The following is a 16,977-nucleotide window of genomic DNA, read 5'->3' as shown; positions in this document are numbered from 1 at the left end:
AGCGCGAAGGGCGGCGGGCGCCCGCCACTGGATCGTCGCCGGCATCGGCAAGGACGGGGTCTGGGCCGGCATCTCGATGACCGTGGTCGTCCTGGCGACCTACCTCGCGTCGTGGGTCGGCTGGTTCGTCACGAGCACCGGGTACAACCGCACGTGGGCCGCGGACCACCCGGGTGAGGGCGTGCAGTGGCTGCCCCCCGCCCTTCGCTCGCTGTGGCAGTACCACGTGCAGATCCTCGAGTTCCACGACAACCTGACCTCGCCGCACACCTACCAGTCCAACCCCTGGTCGTGGATGATCCAGTCGCGGCCGACCTCGTTCTTCTACGAGTCGCCGACGCAGGGCATGACCGGGTGCGACGTCGAGAAGTGCTCCAAGGCGATCAGCTCGGTCGGCTCGGTCTCGATCTGGTGGCTGGCGACGGTGGCGCTGTTCTTCCTCGTCTACCACTGGGGTTTCCGCCGCGACTGGCGCGCGGGCGCGGTCCTTGCCGGCTTCGTCGGCGGGTGGCTGCCGTGGTTCTTCCTGCAGCACCGCACGATCTTCACCTTCTACACGATCTCCTTCCAGCCCTGGGTGGTCCTCGCCGTCGTCTTCATGCTCGGGCTGGCGCTCGGGCCACCGGGCGCCGACGCGCGGCGACGCCGGATCGGGCAGGCCGCGGTCGGGGTCTACCTGCTGATCGTCCTGGCCAACTTCGCGTGGTTCTGGCCGATCTGGACCGCGCAGGTCATCCCGTACGACCACTGGCGCTGGCGGATGTGGTTCCCGAGCTGGGTGTGAGGTGCTCCCCCACCCCCACCACCTCGACCCCGAGGTGTCGGACCTCCCTCGTACCCTGACTGGCATGGACCTCCCCCTCGCCGACGGCAGCCCGCAGCCCGCGGTCATCACCGCGGGAGACCTGCGCTACGGCCGCGAGTGCGAGTACGCGCTGCTCGTCACGGCCGACGTGCGCCTGGGGCTGCGCGAGCCGGTGCCGGCGGTCGTCGACCCGGTCCGTGACCGCTTCGGTGACCTGGGCCGCGAGTACGAGCGCGAGGTCACCGACGAGCTGACCGAGCAGGTCGGCGGCGAGGCCGGCGACGGGGTCGTCGACGCCCGCCGCCTCGATGCTGCAGGCGTGCTCGCCGTCCTGGACGACCCGGCGACCCGGCTCGTGCACCAGGCCGCGGTCCGCGGTGACCGCTTCTCCGGCCGGGCCGACCACCTGCTGCGCGACGACGCCGGCTGGGTCGTCGCCGAGACCAAGCTGGCCCGCAGCCCCCGCCCACACGCCCTCCTCCAGGCCGCCGCCTACGCCGACGCCCTCGCGGGCTCCGGGGTGCGGGTCGCCTCCTTCGTCCGGCTGATCCTCGGTGACGGCACCCACCACGACGCCCCGCGCGACGAGCTCGCCGAGGAGCTGGCCGAGGTCCGATCTCGCCTGCTCGAGGTGCTCGACACCCACGTCGCCGAGGGCGCCCCCGTCACCTGGGGCGACCCCCGCTGGCGGGCCTGCCTGCGCTGTGACGCCTGCCGGGCCGAGCTCGCCGCGCGCGAGGACGTGGGCCTCGTCGCCGGCGTGCGCACCGCGACCCGACGGGCACTGCTCGAGGCCGGCGTCACGACGATGACCGAGCTCGCCGGCCGCACCGCACCCGTCGAGGGCATCGACGACACCGCCCTGACCGCGCTGCGCAGCCAGGCACGGCTGCAGCTGACCGAGCCGACGCCCGAGGACCCGCTGCCGTACGAGGTCCACGACCCTGCCGCACTCGCCGCACTGCCCCCGCCGAGCGAGGGTGATGTCTTCTTCGACTTCGAGGGCGACCCGCTGTGGCGGGGCACGACCCCCACCGACCAGGGCCTGGAGTACCTCTTCGGGTCGCTGACCGCCACCGGCGAGTTCGTGCCCTTCTGGGCGCACGACCGCGAGCAGGAGCGCGCAGCGCTCATCGGCTTCGTCGGGTGGCTGCGCGAGCGGCTCGAGCGCTGGCCGGACCTGCACGTCTTCCACTACTCCCCCTACGAGCGCACCGCCCTCACCCGCCTGGCCGCGCGCCACGACGTGCTCCGGGAGGACGTGGCGCAGATCCTCGACTCCGGCGTCTTCGTCGATCTCTACGCGGTGGTCAAGGCCGGTGTGCGCGTGGGCAGCTCGTCCTACTCGATCAAACGGCTCGAGCCGCTCTACATGGGCGACGAGCTGCGCGATGCCGACGGCGTGACCGCCGGCGGCGACTCGATCATCGAGTACCAGCGCTACCGCGAGGCCGTGGCGGCCGGTAACGCGACCGAGGCCGCCGCGCGACTGGAGGACCTGCGGCAGTACAACGAGTACGACTGCCGCTCGACGCTGCGGCTGCGCGACTGGCTGCTCGCGCACGCTGACGCCCAGGCGCCGCAGGTCACCGCCGCATCCTGAGGCGGTCCACCGCCGTACCCTGAGGACCGTGCCCCCGCCCCACCGTCCGGCGTCCCCTCGCATGGCGCCGCGCAGCCCCGAGCAGGCGCGGCGTCGACAGCTCGGCGTCGCCCTCGCCGCGCTCGTGCTCGTCATCGCGGTCGCGCTGGGAGTCAAGGGCGCTCGCGGAGCCCAGACCGTCCAGGCGCCCTCACCGACGTCCACGAGCGAGCACGCCACCAGCGCCACGACGGCCGCCGACCTCACGCCGCCACCGGCGATGCCCCCTTCGTCCTCGTCGTCGACCACGCCGACGCCCACCCACACCTACCGGTCCACGGGTCGCTACCGCGCATTGCCGCGCAGCGGCCCGGTCCGCGGCACGCGCGGAGAGCTGATGACCTACCGGGTCGAGGTCGAGCAGGGCAGCGGGGTGTCCGTGCGCGACTTCGCCCTCGCGGTCGACGCCACCCTGCGCCACCCTCGTGGCTGGACCGCCGGTGGGCACTGGCGCTTCCAGCGGGTCGCCTCGGCCGACGCCGACCTCGTCATCCGGCTGGCGACCCCCGACACGGTCGACGCCTACTGCGCCGCCGCCGGCGCCGACACCGACGGCTACACCTCCTGCCGCGCCGGGCGCCACGTCATGCTCAACCTCGACCGGTGGCTCGACGGCGTGCCGCACGTGCGCGACCTCGCGCCCTACCGGCACTACCTCGTCAACCACGAGGTCGGCCACGGTCTGGGCCAGGGGCACGAGCGCTGCCCGGGCAAGGGTCGGCCGGCACCGGTCATGCTCCAGCAGACCCTCGGGCTCGACGGCTGCACGCCCAACCCGTGGCCGCGGGGTGCCGACGGCCGCTTGGTCACCGGACCGCCGACCCCGTGACTGCGATCACGCGACCTCCGCTAGTGTCGGAACCACCGCCCAGCGGATCGGTTTCCTTCCGGAGGTCGCTTCATGAGCAGCAGCGAGACAGTCCACGACCAGCGCGTCGGGTCACCCTGGGTCATGCTGGCCTTGGCCACGATCGGGTCGGTCCTCAACTTCTGGGCCTGGGCGCTGCTCAGCCCGCTCGGCCCCCTCTTCCGCAGCACCGGACAGCTCGGTGAGCTCAGCGAGTCCAACGTCTCGCTGCTCGTCGCCGTCCCGGTCGTCGTCGGCTCGCTGGGGCGGATCATCGTCGGCGCCCTGACCGACAGCCTCGGTGGGCGGGTGATGTTCCCCCTCGTCTCCGCCCTGACGATCGTCCCGGTCCTCGCCGTGCCCTTCCTCGCGCTCGACTCGTTCACCCTGCTGCTCGTCGTCGGCTTCTTCCTCGGCGTCGCCGGCACGATCTTCGCCGTCGGCGTGCCGTACGTGAACGCGTGGTTCCCGCCGGCGAAGCGCGGACTCGCCGTCGGTGTCTTCGGCGCCGGCATGGGTGGCACCGCGATCAGCGCGCTCACCACGGTCCGCCTCTTCGAGAAGGGGGAGTCCCTCCCCTTCGTCATCACCGCGGCGCTGCTCGCCGCGTACGCCGTCATCGCCTGGCTCGTCCTGCGGGACGCCCCGGGGCGGACGCGACCGACGACGAGCCTCGCGCAGCGCCTGCGGGCCAACGCGACGCTGCCCGTGACGTGGATGACCTGCGCGCTGTACGCGGTGGCCTTCGGTGGGTACGTCGCCTTCTCCGTGTACCTGCCCGCCTACCTCATCACGGCGCACGGTCTCGACCCTGCCGACGCCTCGATGCGCATGGCCGGCTTCGTCGTCGTCGCCGTCATCGCCCGCCCCATCGGCGGCGCGATGGCCGACAGGGTCGGCGCCATCCCCGTGCTCGGTGTCGTCTTCGCCGTCACCGCCGTGTGCGCCGCGATGGCCGCCGGCAACCCCCCGCTGCACGCCGGCGGCACGGTCGCCTTCCTCGCCATGGCCGCGGCCCTCGGCGCAGGCAGCGGCGCCGTCTTCGGCCTCATCGCCCAGGTGACCGAGCCGGCCCGCGTCGGTGGTGTCACCGGCATCGTCGGTGCGGCCGGTGGGCTCGGCGGATTCGTCCCGCCGCTGCTCATGGGCTACATCTACGGCCGCACCGACTCCTACGCGATCGGCCTGTGGCTGCTCGCGATCGTCGCGGCCCTCATGCTCGCGATGACCTTCGGCCCGGTGCGGCGACTGGCCGAGGCCCGCGGCGACTGACGGTCAGCGCACCACGCGGTAGCGCGAGGCGACCACCCCGGTCCCGAAGGCCCGGCTCGACACGAGCTCGAGACGGACCTGCCGCTCGAGCTCGGGGAAGTACGGCAGCCCGCCCCCGATGAGCACGGGGTGGACGAACGGCCGGTACTCGTCGATGAGGTCGAGCTCGGCCGCCTCCGCAGCCAACCGGGCGCCACCGAGAGCGATCTCCCCTTCGTCGGACTCGGCGCGCAGCCGCTCGATCTCCTCGGCGAGGCTGCCCGTCGCCAGCCGGGTGTTCGTCCCGGTGACCTCGGTGAGGGTGGTCGAGAAGACGATCTTGGGCAGCTCGCGCCACAGGCGCGCCCACTCGCGCGTCGAGAAGTCCGTCTCCGGCTCCTGGTCGACGTCCTCCCAGTAGAGCATCGTCTCGTACAGACTCCGCCCGAGCAGGTGCACGCCCGTGCCGCGCAGGTCGTGGATGTGCTGGGCGAACTCGTGCTCGTCCGGCACCGACCAGTCGAAGGACCCGTCCGGTCCCACGACGAAGCCGTCGAGCGAGCAGCCCATCGAGTAGGTCACCTGGCGCATCGTCGCCTCCCTGGGTGGTGGGCAACGACGCTACTCACGAAGGGGGTGCCCGTCACCCCCTTCGTCCCGGCAAACCGAAGGCCCCCGGCTGCGCCGGGGGCCTTCGGTTGGGTGGAGCTGAGGGGATTCGAACCCCTGACCTTCTCATTGCGAACGAGACGCGCTACCAACTGCGCCACAGCCCCGAGAACGTCGGTAACCATAACACCGGCGGGCCCGCTCCTCGCAATTCGGGCCGCTGGGTCGATCAGCCCCAGCCGGCGATGGCCGGCAGGTCCTCGTCCTCGACCTCGATGACCTGCGGGACCTCGTCCTGCGCGACGGCCGGGGCCGGGGTGGCAGCCGGGGTGGGCTCGGGCCGGTGGGCCGGTGCCTTCATCGCGTAGACGGGCCGCGGGACGGGGGTGGGCTCCCAGGTGCCGGGCTCCGGGGTCGTGGGCGCAGCAGCCGTGACCGTGTCGTCCGCGACCGTCTCGGCGGTCGTCGGGGCGCTCACCGCGACGTCGTAGACGCGCTCGGCGCGGCGCCGGGGGGCCGGCGCGGGCGCCGAGTCGACGGCCGGGGCACGCTCGGCGGGCGCCTGCGCACGACGCAGCGCCACCCGCTCACGACCACGCGCTTCGCGCTCGGCACGCACGGCCTGACGCAGCCACCCGAAGGCGGCGACCGTACCGACGAGCCACGCGGCGCCGACCCACCAGGGCAGCGGGCCGAAGGCGGCGACGAGCGCCACGAAGGGCAGGAGCACGAGCATCGTCAGCAGGGTCAGGCCACGCACGCGGCGCGAGGCGCCGACGACGGGCTCGACCATGCGGCCGCGCGGCGGCGCGTCGGCGTGCTTGACGGTCACCTCGGGACGCGCGGTGCGCGTGGGGGCGACGGAGTAGGAGCGCGGCGTGGGCTCGGTGGTCCCACGACGCAGGCGGTGGTCGTCGAGCACCCGCATCGCGGCGGAGAAGCGGTCGACGGATCGCACGGTGGAGAGGTGGTCGCGGCGCTTGATCCAGTACTGGAGGAGGCAGACAGCCCAGATCGCCACGACGAGGACGAAGATGAGGCTGCTCGGCTGCACGGGGTCAACGCTAGGCAGGTTACGGCTCGGGGTGTCGCAGGTTACTCGGTGTGTCGCGCACGTGACGGGTGTTGTTGGTGTGAAAGTCGCTCGAGCAGCCCTCCGGCACCGACCTCCTCGGCCACGACGGCGAAGGTGCGGTGGTCACGCCACTGCCCGTCGATGTGCAGGTAGGCCCGCTTGACGCCCTCCTCGCGCAGCCCGAGCTTGGCCGCGACGGCCAGCGACGGCGCGTTGTCGAGGCGGATCTCGAGCTGGATCCGGTGCAGCGCCCGGCCGTGCGGATCCATGAGGTGGTCGGCGAGCAGCGCCACGGCCGTGGGCGCGATGCCCCGACCGGCGACCTCGTGCCCGACCCAGTAGCCGATGCTCGCCGAGCGCAGCGCGCCCTCGACGATGCTGCTCGCGGCCACCATCCCGACGATCGCGCCGTCGACGACGATCACCAGGCTCAGTCCACGACCGGACCGCGCCTCCGCGTCGAGCGCGCGCACGTACCCGCGGAAGTCCGCGGCGATGTCGCGCCGCGGCTGACCGCCCGGCGGGACCGTGGGGTCCCACGGTCGCAACCAGTCCGCGCTGCGGGTCCGCAGCGCGACGAATTCGGCACGGTCCCCCCTTCGCAATGGACGAAGGGAGACCAGCTCGCCTCCCGCAGTGGTCGCCGAGAGGACGAACCGACGCGAACGCCTCACGGGGACAACGCGACCCGGCCCTCGAGCCGGGTCCCGTCGGCCACCTCGGCCGGCTCCTGGGCCACGACCTCGACGTCACCGACCGCGCGCACGTCGGCGCCGAAGGTCACGTCGCCCTCCACCGCGAAGGAGGTGCACTCCCGCAGCGACGGCGGGCCGCTCGGGAAGCGCGCGTCGAAGTCGCGCACGAGCTTGTAGACACCGTCGAGGCTGACCCGCGGCTCGCGGCCGTCGATCCGCGAGACCACCCGCGAGTGCTCGTCGAGCTCGAAGGCATCGCTGCGCAGCAGGAGCAGCTCGTTGGTCGTCTTCACCGGGCGGAATCGCGAGCGCGGCACCCGCAGCGCGACGCTGCCCTCGAAGGACTCGATCGCCGAGCCCATCGCGGACTCGATCTGGATGACCGGGGTGGAGTCGGGCCGGGTCGGGTCGACCGTCTTGCGGTTGACGATGATCGGCAGGCCGAGCACGCCGTCACGCTCGCGCAGCAGCGCGTCGAGCCGGTCGAGGTCGATCCACAGGTCGTTGGTGTTGAACCATTGGTGGCGGTCGGTGTCCTGGAAGAGGCTCTGCTCCTCGTCGAGGACCATCGCCGACTCGCGCAGGACGAGCCGGCCGTCGCTGCGGCGCACCGCGACGTGACCCCCCTTGCGGTCGTTGAGGGTGCGCTCGGCGACCTCCATGGCGAAGGGGATGCCCTCGGCGATCAGCCACGCGGCGATGTCGGGGTCGCAGGTGGCGCCGAGGTTGTCGGAGTTGGAGATGAAGGCGTAGCGGATGCCCGCCGCGCGCATCTCGTCGAGCAGCCCGGAGGCCGCGAGAGCGACGTACACGTCGCCGTGCCCGGGCGGGCACCACTCGAGCTCGGGCTCCTCCGGCCAGTCGACCGGCGAGAGCGTCTCGGCGTCGAGCTTGGGCTCCATGTTCTGCAGGAAGTCCAGCGGCAGCGCCTGCTTGGCCATCTGCGGGTAGCGCTCGAGGATCTCCAGCGACGCGTCGCGGGTGCGGAAGGAGTTCATCAGCAGCAGCGGCGGCCGGCTGCCGTAGCGCTCCTCGAGGCCGATGAGCTGGCGGACGATGACGTCGAGGAAGGTCAGGCCGTCGCGTGCGACGAGCGCCGCCTTGGGCCCCGACATGCCCATGCTCGTGCCGAGCCCGCCGTTGAGCTTGACGACGGCGACCTGCGCCAGCGCCGCGCGCCGCTCGTCGTCTCCCACCTCGATGGCCGCGAGCTCGGGCACGTCGACGAGCGGCTCGATCTCGTCCTCGCGGACGATGCCCTGGGCTCCGGCCGCGAGCTGGTCCCAGTAGTCCTCGAAGACGGTGATCGCCCGCCGGTCCACCCCGCGGTCGACCATCCGGCGTACCGCCTCGTCACGCCCTTCGCGTCCCATGCGGGTCACCCTACGATGCGCTCATGGCACCGCACGCGACGACGAAGGGAGACGTCCGTCGCCTCCTGCGGGCGCGGCGGCGGGAGCTGGCTGCCGCACGTGACCTCACGCACGACGCGTCGGCGATCGCCGACGCGCTCTTGTCGTCACCGCCCGACGGGTGGGCGCGGGAGGCGCCCTCGACGGTCCTCTCCTACGAGTCCCTGCCCCACGAGCCGCCGACGACCGAGGTCAACGCCGCGCTGCAGGCGGCCGGCCACCTGGTCCTCGTCCCCATCACGCTGCCCGACATGCGCCTCGACTGGTGCGACCTCGCCGACCCGGGGCGGGCCCCCTTCGGCATCGATGCACCGACGGGAGCCGACCTCGTCCTCGCCCCGGGTCTGGCCGTCGACACCGCCGGCACACGGCTCGGGCAGGGCGGCGGGTGCTACGACCGGGTGCTGCCGATGCTGCGCCCCGGCGTGCCCGTGCTCGTCCTGCTCCACCCGGGCGAGCACGGCGACCCCCTGCTCCCCCACGAGCCGCACGACGTGCCCGTCGAGTGGGTCCTCACCGCCGAAGGACTCCGGGGACTGCGGTGATGACGACGGCCGAGCAGACGGGCAGCTTCGGGCTGTCGGAGCTCTCGCTCGCGCTGCTCGCCGGCTCCCTCGTCCTCGTCATCGCCGTCGCGGCCGTGCGCCTGGCCAGCCGGGCCGGCCTGCCGACGCTGCTGCTCTACCTCGCGATCGGTCTGGCAGTGGGCAAGGAGGGGCTGGGCATCCCCTTCGACTCCGACCAGGCGGCGCAGGTGCTCGGCTACTGCGCCCTCGTGCTCATCCTCGTCGAGGGTGGCCTGACGACGAAGTGGTCCTCCATCCGCGCCTCGGTCGCGCCCGCGTTGGCGCTGTCGACGGTCGGCGTGCTCGTCTCCGTCGGGGTCGTCGCGGTCGCGCTGCACGAGATCCTGCACACCGACTGGCAGATCAGCCTGCTCATCGGCGCGATCCTCGCCTCGACCGACGCGGCCGCCGTCTTTTCCGTCCTGCGGGTCGTGCCGCTCCCCCGGCGGTTGTCCGGGATGCTCGAGGCGGAGTCGGGCTTCAACGACGCCCCGGTCGTGCTGCTCGTCACCGCCCTGTCCCTGCGGGTCGCCGACCCGGCCACCGCCGAACCGTGGTGGACCATCGGCCTGCTCGCCGTCGCCGAGCTCACCGGGGGTGCCCTCGTCGGCCTGGCCATCGGGTGGCTCGGCGGCAAGCTCATGCGGCGCCTCGCGTCGGGGACGTCCGGGCTGTTCTCCCTCGGCGTCGTGGCGATCGGGGTGCTCGCCTACGCGAGCGCGGCGTCGATCCACACCTCGGGGTTCATCGCCTGCTACCTGGCCGCCCTCGTCCTGGGCAACATGCACCTGCCGCACCGCCAGTCGGTCACGGGCTTCGCCGAGGCGCTGGGCTGGCTGGCCCAGATCGGGCTCTTCGTCATGCTCGGCATGCTCGCGACGCCGTCGGGGTTCATCGACCAGCTGCCTCGCGCAGTGCTCGCCGGGCTCGTGCTGCTGCTCGTCGCCCGGCCGTTGTCGGTCATGGTCTCGCTCACCCCCTTCGGCGTGCCGTGGCGCGAGCAGGCCTTTCTCTCGTGGGCCGGCCTGCGCGGGGCCGTGCCGGTCGTGCTCGCCACCGTGCCCATCACCAACTCCGTGCCCGGCATCGAGTGGGTCTTCGACCTCGTCTTCATGCTCGTCGTGATCTTCACGCTCGTTCAGGCGCCGCTCATGCCGTGGGTCGCGCGGGCGCTGCGGGTCACCGAACTCAGCCGAGCCGCCGGGGTCGTCGTCGAGGCCATGCCGCTCGAGGAGCTCGGGGCGGAGCTGCTCGACGTGGTCGTCGCCCCCGGGTCGCGTCTGGCCGGCGTCGAGGTCTTCGAGCTGCGTCTGCCGAAGGGGGCGAACATCTCCCTCGTCGTCCGCGGCGACGAGACCTTCGTCCCCGACGCGCACACCCGGCTGTGGACGAACGACCGGCTCCTCGTCGTCACCCCGGGCGACCAGCGTGAGGCCACAGAGGCGCGGCTGCGTTCCGTCGCTCGGTACGGACGCCTGGCCGGGTGGCGCGGCGACGTATGATAAAGCCCGATATGCCTACCTATGCCTACGCCTGCGCCGACTGCGGCCACGCCTTCGACATCGTCCAGTCCTTCAGCGACGACGCGCTCACGACGTGTCCCGAGTGTGGTGGCGTGCTGCGCAAGCAGTTCAACGCCGTGGGCGTCGTCTTCAAGGGAGGCGGGTTCTACCGCAACGACTCCCGCAAGAGCGAGTCGAGCAGCTCGTCCTCGAGTGGCTCGTCGTCGAGCGGCTCTGACTCCTCCGCCGGCTCGTCGTCCACATCCACATCTCCCGCGACCGCGTCGTCCACCGCGAGCTGACGCCACCCTCGGGAGGGCCGCCCGGCGCCTAGTTTTCGGGGCATGCCCTCCTCGCGCCTGGCCCAGCTCTTCCCGTCCGTCCTCGGGCCGTCCCGGCGCGCCGCGTGGCGCCTGTCCCTCGTGCGCCGCGGTCTGGCCGCATGCTCCATCCTGCTCGCGCTGCACCTGACCGACGGGGCCGTGCGGCCCCCTTCGCCTCCTCCTCCCCCCACGACGGAGCGGGAGGGTCCGGAGCTCTCCCTGCCCCTCGCGCTGCCGGCCGACCACCTGGCCGCGGGCGACGCGGTGGCGGTCTACGTCCCCGGGCGCGAGGCCCCCGTCGCGACCGGCGCGCGCGTCTCCGGCACCTCGCAGACCCCTTCGGGCCTCACCGTGGCACGGATCACGTTGCGCCGCAGCGACATCGGGCCGGTCCTGCGACATCTCGGGCCGGACGGGTCCACCTCGGGGGGTTTCGTGCTCGTCGCCGGGGGATGAGCGCGACACGACGGACCGTTTTGCCGGGCGATCGGGCTCAGTGTGGTTCACACTGTAAGACGATGGCGTTCCAGAGGTTTGAAACGCCATGCCCCTGTCATCCACACGAAGGGAGACCCTCATGAAGGGCTTTAAGGACTTCCTCATGCGCGGCAATCTCGTGGAGATCGCCACCGGTCTGATCATCGCGACCGCGTTCGCCGCCGTCGTCACCGCATTCACCAACTTCCTCCTCGAGGTCATCGGTCGCATCACCGGCGGCGAGGAGTTCAACTTCGACGACATGGAGATCTTCGGTTTCCAGACCGTCGGCCCGTTCCTCACCGCCCTCGTCGCCTTCCTCATCATGGCCGCGGTCGTCTACTTCGGTGTCATCAAGCCCTACACCGCGATGCGCGAGCGCTTCGTCAAGAACGAGGAGGAGACCACCGACGAGTCCGTCGAGCTCCTCCGCGAGATCCGCGACTCCCTGCGCGCCGGTCGCGCCTGAGTCACACCGCACCACTCGAGGAGGGGGTCGGTCACCGCACGGTGACCGACCCCCTCTTCTGTCTTCGCCCGCGCAGGCGATGGTCGCTCACTCCCAGTGCGGCGGGCGTTGCTCCTGCAGCCAGCGGTCATGGGCATCCTCGTCGGGGCGCTCGCCCCACCCGCGGTCGGTGTCGTCCTTCGTCTGCTCGGGCGTGGGGCGCACGCGCGGCTTGGTCTTCGGCTTCGCCGCCGGACGAAGGGGGGTCCCCGCACCCTCCGTCTGGGGCGCGTCCGCGCTCGGCTGCTCGCTCATGTGCCCTCCTCGGCGATCGCCTCGCGCACGGCCCGCACGACCTGGGCCTCCTGACGGGCCGGGTCGGCGAAGATGTCGACCGCCCACAGGCGCAGGTGCGCCCAGCCGAGGTCGGTGAGCCGCTCGACGAGGATCCGGTCGCGCTGCCGCGTGGACGCCAACCCGGCGTACCCGGGCCCGTCGACGTCGACCGCGAGGAGCAGGCGGTGCCGGTCTCGAGGGTCGGCCACGGCGATGTCGACGCGGTGCTCCCCTTCGCCGACGTCCGTGGCGACGACGAGCCCGCCGTCGCGGAGCCGCTGGACGAAGCCGTCCAGGAGCGGGCTGAGCTGCGACTGGCCACCCTGCTGGACCGGGGTCGGCTCGGACAACCCGGTGAGCAGGGTGCGCAGCGCCCGGTGGCCGGGCAGGCTGCCACGGTCGCCGGCGAGGTCGTCGGGCTCGATGGTCGTCACCCAGATGGCGGCCCGACGCGCACGGGTGGCCGCGATGAGCACGAGCTCGGCGCCGGTGACCCCGCTGAGAGCGCCGAGCCGTTGGAGGACACGCCCCTGCGGGGAGCGCCCGAAGCCGACGGACACGATGACGGTGTCACGCTGCTCGCGCTGCCACCGGTCGGCGGGCTTGACGACGAAGGGCTCGCGCAGGGCGTCGAGCGCCTGCTTGACCGCAGGCTCGGCCAGGGCCAGCTCCGCGACGGCCTCGGCGACGCGGTCCGCGTGGGCCTGGCCGAAGGTGACGACGCCGAGTGAGCGCTTCGGGTACCGGCGGAGGTGCTCCCGCACGCGCTCGACCACCTCGGCGACCTCGGCCTGCGTGGACTCGACGAGGCCGGTGCGCTCGTCGAGGACGTCACGTCCGTCGACGGTCACGAGGTGCACCGCATCGCGTGGCACCGGGCTCGGCGGGTGGGCGACCTCGGCGGCCGTCGTGTCGTCGCCGAAGAGGTTGTCGACGCGCGGTCGGGGATAGGCGCTGTCCCGCAGCGCCGCTGAGGGCAGCACCCGGGCCGCGAGGTCGGCGAGAGAGGTCCGCGGTCGTCCCGGCGGGGGCACGCCGGCGTCGGCGGTCCAGGTGTCGGGCGGCAGCTGGGCCGCGTCGCCGATGACGAGTAGCTGGTCGCCGCGGGCGATGCCGGAGAGCGTGCGGGCCAGGGTGGTCCGGGAGGCATCGTCGACGACGACCAGGTCGAAGCGCTCCTGCGCGGGCAGGACCTGACCGACGACGAAGGGGGCCATCGCCCACGCCGGAGAGGCTGCCCGCAGCAGACCTCCCCAGTGCTCGAAGGCCTCCGACCACGGCCGGCTGGGACGCAGCCCCTCGTGGACGGCGGCGACCTCTCGTGCGGCGGACCGGTGGCGTCGACCGTCGAGGTGGAATCGCTCGCGTTGCCGCGTCGCGATGCGAGCGGCGTTGGCGCCCAAGCTCGCTCGGTCGGCCTCGACGAAGGTCCGCAGGGCCTCGTCGAGCTGCTCGCCGGTCACCCGGGCGAAGCGCTGATCGCGGCCCGCCTCGGCCAGCACCGAGGTCCACCAGACGAACCGGACCTCGTCGGCGACGGCATCGGCGGGGACCCTGCGGGAGGCCAGGTCGTCGACGAGGTCGCCGAGCCCACGGGCCCGCAGGTCGTCGAGGTCGTCGATGACCTCGGGCACGACCCGGGCGCCCGTCGTGTCCTTGCCGAGGGCGTCGAGCCGGTCGAGCAACTCGTCCCACGGCATCTCGAGGAGGTCGTCGTCGCCGGTGACGGCGCCGACGTGGGTGAGGTCGGCGTAGACCCGCTCGTAGGCCAGGTGCGCCCGGTCCATGTCGGCCGGGATGCGGGGCCGGCCACCGCCACCGGTCAGCCGTGACCAGCTGCGGCGCTGGGTCGAGGCGAGCTGCAGGGCGGCGTGCAGGTCCTCCGGCGGGCGGCCGGGACGCAGCAGGCGACGGGCCTGGGTGCGCAGGCGGCGCTTCTCGACGATGCCCAAGGGCTCGCCCTCGAGCGACGTGCCCTTGGGCCCGGTCGCAGCGAGCAGGTGGTCGAGGGGGGTGTCGAAGACCTCGGGGCGGAAGACCTCGAGCGTGTCGCGGATCTCTTCGATGCCGGCGAGGAACCGGCCGTGCTCGGCCGGCGTCGCGGCGCGGGGCTCGGCGATGTCGGCGAAGACCTCACGCACCGTCGCCCGCAGCTGGGCGAGGGAACCCTCCTTGCCGCGCAGGCGCTCCACGGCGGCGAGGACCTCCTCGACGTCCGCGCTGCTGTGCAGCCGGGCGGCGCCCCACGGCTGGTCGTTGCGGCCCGGCCGCCACGCCTTGCGCTGCGCCAGGCCGACCACCTGCTCGACGAGACGGTCCCTCCCTTCGCCATCGATGGAGGCGAGGACCCGGCCGCCCAGACGGACCCGGGAGCGGGGCGCGGGGCGGCGGGTGCTCAGCCCGACGATCGCGTCGTGCGCCTGCGCGATCGAGACGCCCCAGGGCTGGCGGGGCTCGTGCATCGCGTGGGTGTGGTCGTCGAGCACCCGGGCCGCGGCGGCAGCGCGGCGACCCGGCCGGTCGAAGGACCTGTCCGTCTCTGGGGGCCGCTTGGGCCACCGGTCGACGACGAGCGTCGGGTCGACCTCGGCCGCGGGGTCGGTGACGTGGACGAGCAGGTCCTCGAGCCCGGCGAGCGACAGCTCGTGGAGGACCGACTGGATGACAGCGGCCTTTTCGGTGAGGAGCAGGACGCTGCGCCGCTCCCCGGCCGCTTGGGCGATGACCGAGGCGACGAGGCGGGCGATGCCGGTGCCGGGCGGGGCGTCGACGTAGAGGTCCTCGCCCGCGGCGACGCGGTCGAGCACGCCCTGCTGGTCGGCGGTGATGTCGAGGACGGCGGTGTCGGCGACGCTCTCGGGCTCACCCTCCGGGGCAGGCACCGCAGTGCCGCGCAGCAGGGTCGCCGCGGGCCCGTCGGTCAGCCGGTCACCGAGCGCGGTGAGGTCGGCGAGTGCTTCGGCCTTGCCGTAGGGGAAGGCCGCGAGGACGATCCGCGAGGTGATGTTGAGCTCGGGCAGGTCGGCGCACTGGCGCCGCAGCTCCTCGAGGACGGGCGTGGGGTTGAACCCGCGACCTTCGGCGCGGCCGAGGTCGGCGAGCGCTTCGCCGTCGATGTCGCGCCGCAGGGCGCGACGCAGGTAGGTGAGCAGCGCCGGGTTGATCTCGACGCGCGCGGACAGGTCGAGGGCGAAGTCGGTGCCCGGCCGCAGCCGCCGCAGCGAGGCACGACGCAGGATGACGGGCGCGAGGGGACGCTCGTCCTCGCCCGGGACGTGCCACGACGCGGCTCCCATGGCGAGGAAGCAGGTGTGCACCCCGTGCTCCTCGGCGATCCGCTCGACGTGCTCGGTCAGCTCCGCCGCACGGCGCTGGGCGCGCAGCAGGGCGGCCGGCTCACGGACGAGGTCGGACAGGCGGGCGTCCCTGCCGGACAACAGCATCGCGACGCCGCCGGGGTGGGCGGTGGTGAGGTCGACGACGTGCGGGTCGCGTGCCGGCCAGAGCAGGGTGTTGGGTCCGCCGAGCTCCATGAGCTCGCGCCGCAGCGGGGACACGTCGGCCGGCACCTGGGCAGGGGTGGCTGGCGGCGTGGTCACCGGACAACGCTAACAACCGCGGCGACTCCCGAGCGGGACGAGGAGCCCGACGAGCAGCGCCGTGCCGCCGGCGAGGAGGGCCAGGGCCGGGTACCCCCACCAGCCGACGACGAGCCCGGCGAGGGCGCCGCCCCCTCCCCCGGCCAGTCCCATCGCGACGTCCGCGAGGCCTTGCGCGGCCGGCCGTTGCCGAAGGGGGATCACCGCCGTCAGCAGGGTCGAGCCGGCGATGAGGGTGCAGGACCAGCCGAGGCCGAGCAGGACGAGCGCGGTCGTCAGGGGGGCCGAATGCCCCTCTGCGGTCGACGCGGCGAGCAGGCTGGCTGTGAGGAGGATCGCGGAGCCGAGACCGATGATCGCCCGCCCGCCCCAGCGGTCGACGGCCCATCCGGTGACGGGTGACAGGGCGTACATCCCCAGGACGTGCAGCGAGATGACCAGGCCGATGACCTCGAGGCTCGCGTGGCCGTGGCGCATGTGCAGGGGCGTCATGATCATCACGGAGACCATGACCGTGTGCCCCAGGGCCATCGCGAGCACGCCGACGAGTGCGTCGGGCCGGCTGGTGATCGTGGCCCACCCGTTGGTCGGGGACTCGTGCTCGTGCCCCGGCTCCACGTGGTCGACGTCGCGGGCGCGGGCGGTGAGCAGCGGATCGGGACGAAGGGCGGCGCCCAGGACCGCGGCAGCCAGCCCGACCCCGAGCAGGGAGAGGACGTAGGGGCCGACGAGCACGGGCAGGTGCAGCTGCTCGGCCACCCAGCGGCCGGGGCCGGTGAGGTTGGGGCCGGCCACCGCGCCGATGGTCGTCGCCCAGACGACGATCGAGAGGTGGCGGCCACGGTGGACCTCGTCGGCCAGATCGGTCGCGGCGAACCGCGCCTGTGAGTTGGCGGCCGTCGCCCCGCCGAAGAAGAGGAAGCCCAGCAGCAGGAGGGCGAAGGACCCGATCACCGAGGCGGCCACGATGAGCAGGCCGCCGATGATCGCCAGGGCGTACCCGGCGACGAGTCCGGGGCGCCTCCCCTTCGCCGCCATGATCCGCGCGACGACGATCGCGGCCAGCGCACCACCGAGCGTCTGCGCGGTGCCCCCGAGCCCGGCCCACGCCTCACTGCCCGAGACGTCGGCCGCGAGGAGTGCGCCGACGGCCGCGCCCGCGCTGACCCCGACACCCCCGAGGACCTGGGACCCGGCGAGTGTCGCGATGGTGCGCCGCTGCAGGGCGTGGGTGCTCACCGAAGGGAGTATGACGCGTACCCTGTGCGGTGGCGCACGGCCCTCGGGCAGGTGCCAGGCCCTCGTAGCTCAGGGGAAGAGCACTTCTCTCCTAAAGAAGGTGTCGCAAGTTCGAATCTTGCCGGGGGCACCTTGTTTCGCTGGCGGCTAT

The 16,977-nt window shown here is 73.0% G+C and carries 16 protein-coding genes and 2 tRNA genes; 10 read left to right on the top strand and 8 right to left on the bottom strand.

Translation table 11 applies throughout. The annotated features are described in order from the left end of the window. From JAN01S_RS14435 to JAN01S_RS14420, 4 genes are all read left to right on the top strand, one after another. The coding region (locus tag JAN01S_RS14435; RefSeq protein WP_370670787.1) for a dolichyl-phosphate-mannose--protein mannosyltransferase at positions 1-784 on the top strand (784 nt) is incomplete at its 5' end. A gap of 64 nt (positions 785-848) precedes the next feature. Beyond that, positions 849-2,408 carry a TM0106 family RecB-like putative nuclease gene (locus JAN01S_RS14430; protein ID WP_157075772.1) on the top strand — a complete coding sequence of 520 codons (1,560 nt, stop codon included), beginning with the start codon at positions 849-851 and terminating at the stop codon, positions 2,406-2,408. A 28-nt stretch (positions 2,409-2,436) separates the two neighbouring features. After that, on the top strand, positions 2,437-3,276 hold the full coding sequence (locus JAN01S_RS14425) for a DUF3152 domain-containing protein (RefSeq protein WP_157075771.1): 840 nt from the start codon (positions 2,437-2,439) through the stop codon (positions 3,274-3,276). 72 nt (positions 3,277-3,348) lie between these two features. Beyond that, complete coding sequence (locus tag JAN01S_RS14420) at positions 3,349-4,566, top strand: MFS transporter (RefSeq protein WP_068319309.1); 1,218 nt, start codon at positions 3,349-3,351, stop codon at positions 4,564-4,566. 3 nt (positions 4,567-4,569) lie between these two features. On the opposite strand, the gene JAN01S_RS14415 is transcribed toward JAN01S_RS14420, so the two are convergent. From JAN01S_RS14415 to JAN01S_RS14395, 5 genes are all read right to left on the bottom strand, one after another. After that, the gene (locus JAN01S_RS14415) at positions 4,570-5,136 is read right to left on the bottom strand and encodes a dihydrofolate reductase family protein (protein ID WP_068319308.1); all 567 of its coding nucleotides are present in this window, start codon (positions 5,134-5,136) and stop codon (positions 4,570-4,572) included. A 112-nt stretch (positions 5,137-5,248) separates the two neighbouring features. Next, positions 5,249-5,321 (bottom strand) — tRNA-Ala (locus JAN01S_RS14410). 62 nt (positions 5,322-5,383) lie between these two features. Further along, the gene (locus JAN01S_RS14405; RefSeq protein WP_068319307.1) at positions 5,384-6,208 is read right to left on the bottom strand and encodes a SepX/GlpR family protein; all 825 of its coding nucleotides are present in this window, start codon (positions 6,206-6,208) and stop codon (positions 5,384-5,386) included. Between the two features lie 41 nt (positions 6,209-6,249). Continuing rightward, a complete protein-coding gene (locus JAN01S_RS14400) occupies positions 6,250-6,903 on the bottom strand; it encodes a GNAT family N-acetyltransferase (RefSeq protein WP_068319306.1) in 654 nt (217 codons plus the stop codon). Then, positions 6,900-8,297: a UTP--glucose-1-phosphate uridylyltransferase gene (locus tag JAN01S_RS14395; RefSeq protein WP_068319305.1), complete on the bottom strand. Its 1,398-nt coding sequence runs from the start codon at positions 8,295-8,297 to the stop codon at positions 6,900-6,902. The genes JAN01S_RS14400 and JAN01S_RS14395 overlap by 4 nt, the downstream gene beginning before the upstream one ends. A 23-nt stretch (positions 8,298-8,320) precedes the next feature. On the opposite strand from JAN01S_RS14395, the gene JAN01S_RS14390 reads away from it, so the two are divergent. The 5 genes from JAN01S_RS14390 to JAN01S_RS14370 all read left to right on the top strand — a co-directional run bounded on the left by JAN01S_RS14390 (position 8,321) and on the right by JAN01S_RS14370 (position 11,673). Then, positions 8,321-8,881: a 5-formyltetrahydrofolate cyclo-ligase gene (locus JAN01S_RS14390; RefSeq protein WP_068319304.1), complete on the top strand. Its 561-nt coding sequence runs from the start codon at positions 8,321-8,323 to the stop codon at positions 8,879-8,881. Then, positions 8,881-10,404 carry a potassium/proton antiporter gene (locus tag JAN01S_RS14385; RefSeq protein WP_068319303.1) on the top strand — a complete coding sequence of 508 codons (1,524 nt, stop codon included), beginning with the start codon at positions 8,881-8,883 and terminating at the stop codon, positions 10,402-10,404. Before JAN01S_RS14390 ends, JAN01S_RS14385 begins: the two co-directional genes overlap by 1 nt. Positions 10,405-10,415: 11 nt before the next feature. Then, positions 10,416-10,706: an FmdB family zinc ribbon protein gene (locus JAN01S_RS14380; protein WP_068319302.1), complete on the top strand. Its 291-nt coding sequence runs from the start codon at positions 10,416-10,418 to the stop codon at positions 10,704-10,706. A 42-nt stretch (positions 10,707-10,748) separates the two neighbouring features. Further along, entirely contained in the window at positions 10,749-11,183 is a 435-nt protein-coding gene (locus JAN01S_RS14375) for a hypothetical protein (protein ID WP_068319301.1), read from the top strand. 121 nt (positions 11,184-11,304) lie between these two features. Next, positions 11,305-11,673: an MscL family protein gene (locus JAN01S_RS14370; protein ID WP_068319300.1), complete on the top strand. Its 369-nt coding sequence runs from the start codon at positions 11,305-11,307 to the stop codon at positions 11,671-11,673. Positions 11,674-11,760: 87 nt separating this feature from the next. Here the strand turns inward: JAN01S_RS14370 and JAN01S_RS14365 are convergent, their stop codons facing one another. Genes JAN01S_RS14365 through JAN01S_RS14355 form a run of 3 tightly spaced genes read right to left on the bottom strand, consistent with a single transcriptional unit; the run spans position 11,761 to position 16,826 of the window. Further along, a complete protein-coding gene (locus JAN01S_RS14365; protein ID WP_068319299.1) occupies positions 11,761-11,967 on the bottom strand; it encodes a hypothetical protein in 207 nt (68 codons plus the stop codon). After that, positions 11,964-15,587: a PDDEXK-like endonuclease domain-containing protein gene (locus JAN01S_RS14360; protein ID WP_157075770.1), complete on the bottom strand. Its 3,624-nt coding sequence runs from the start codon at positions 15,585-15,587 to the stop codon at positions 11,964-11,966. The genes JAN01S_RS14365 and JAN01S_RS14360 overlap by 4 nt, the downstream gene beginning before the upstream one ends. A gap of 9 nt (positions 15,588-15,596) precedes the next feature. Then, positions 15,597-16,826 (bottom strand): MFS transporter, encoded by a 1,230-nt coding sequence (locus JAN01S_RS14355; RefSeq protein ID WP_244884856.1) that lies wholly within the window; start codon positions 16,824-16,826, stop codon positions 15,597-15,599. A gap of 58 nt (positions 16,827-16,884) precedes the next feature. Between JAN01S_RS14355 and JAN01S_RS14350 the strand changes: the two genes are divergently transcribed. Then, positions 16,885-16,956: transfer RNA gene (locus JAN01S_RS14350), tRNA-Arg, on the top strand. Positions 16,957-16,977: the final 21 nt, after the last annotated feature.

Source organism: Janibacter anophelis NBRC 107843, assembly GCF_001570945.1.
In the GTDB taxonomy this organism is placed as follows: Bacteria; Actinomycetota; Actinomycetes; order Actinomycetales; family Dermatophilaceae; genus Janibacter; species Janibacter anophelis.
Note: the sequence above shows the minus strand (reverse complement) of the source record. Positions and strands in the feature narration are given on the sequence as shown.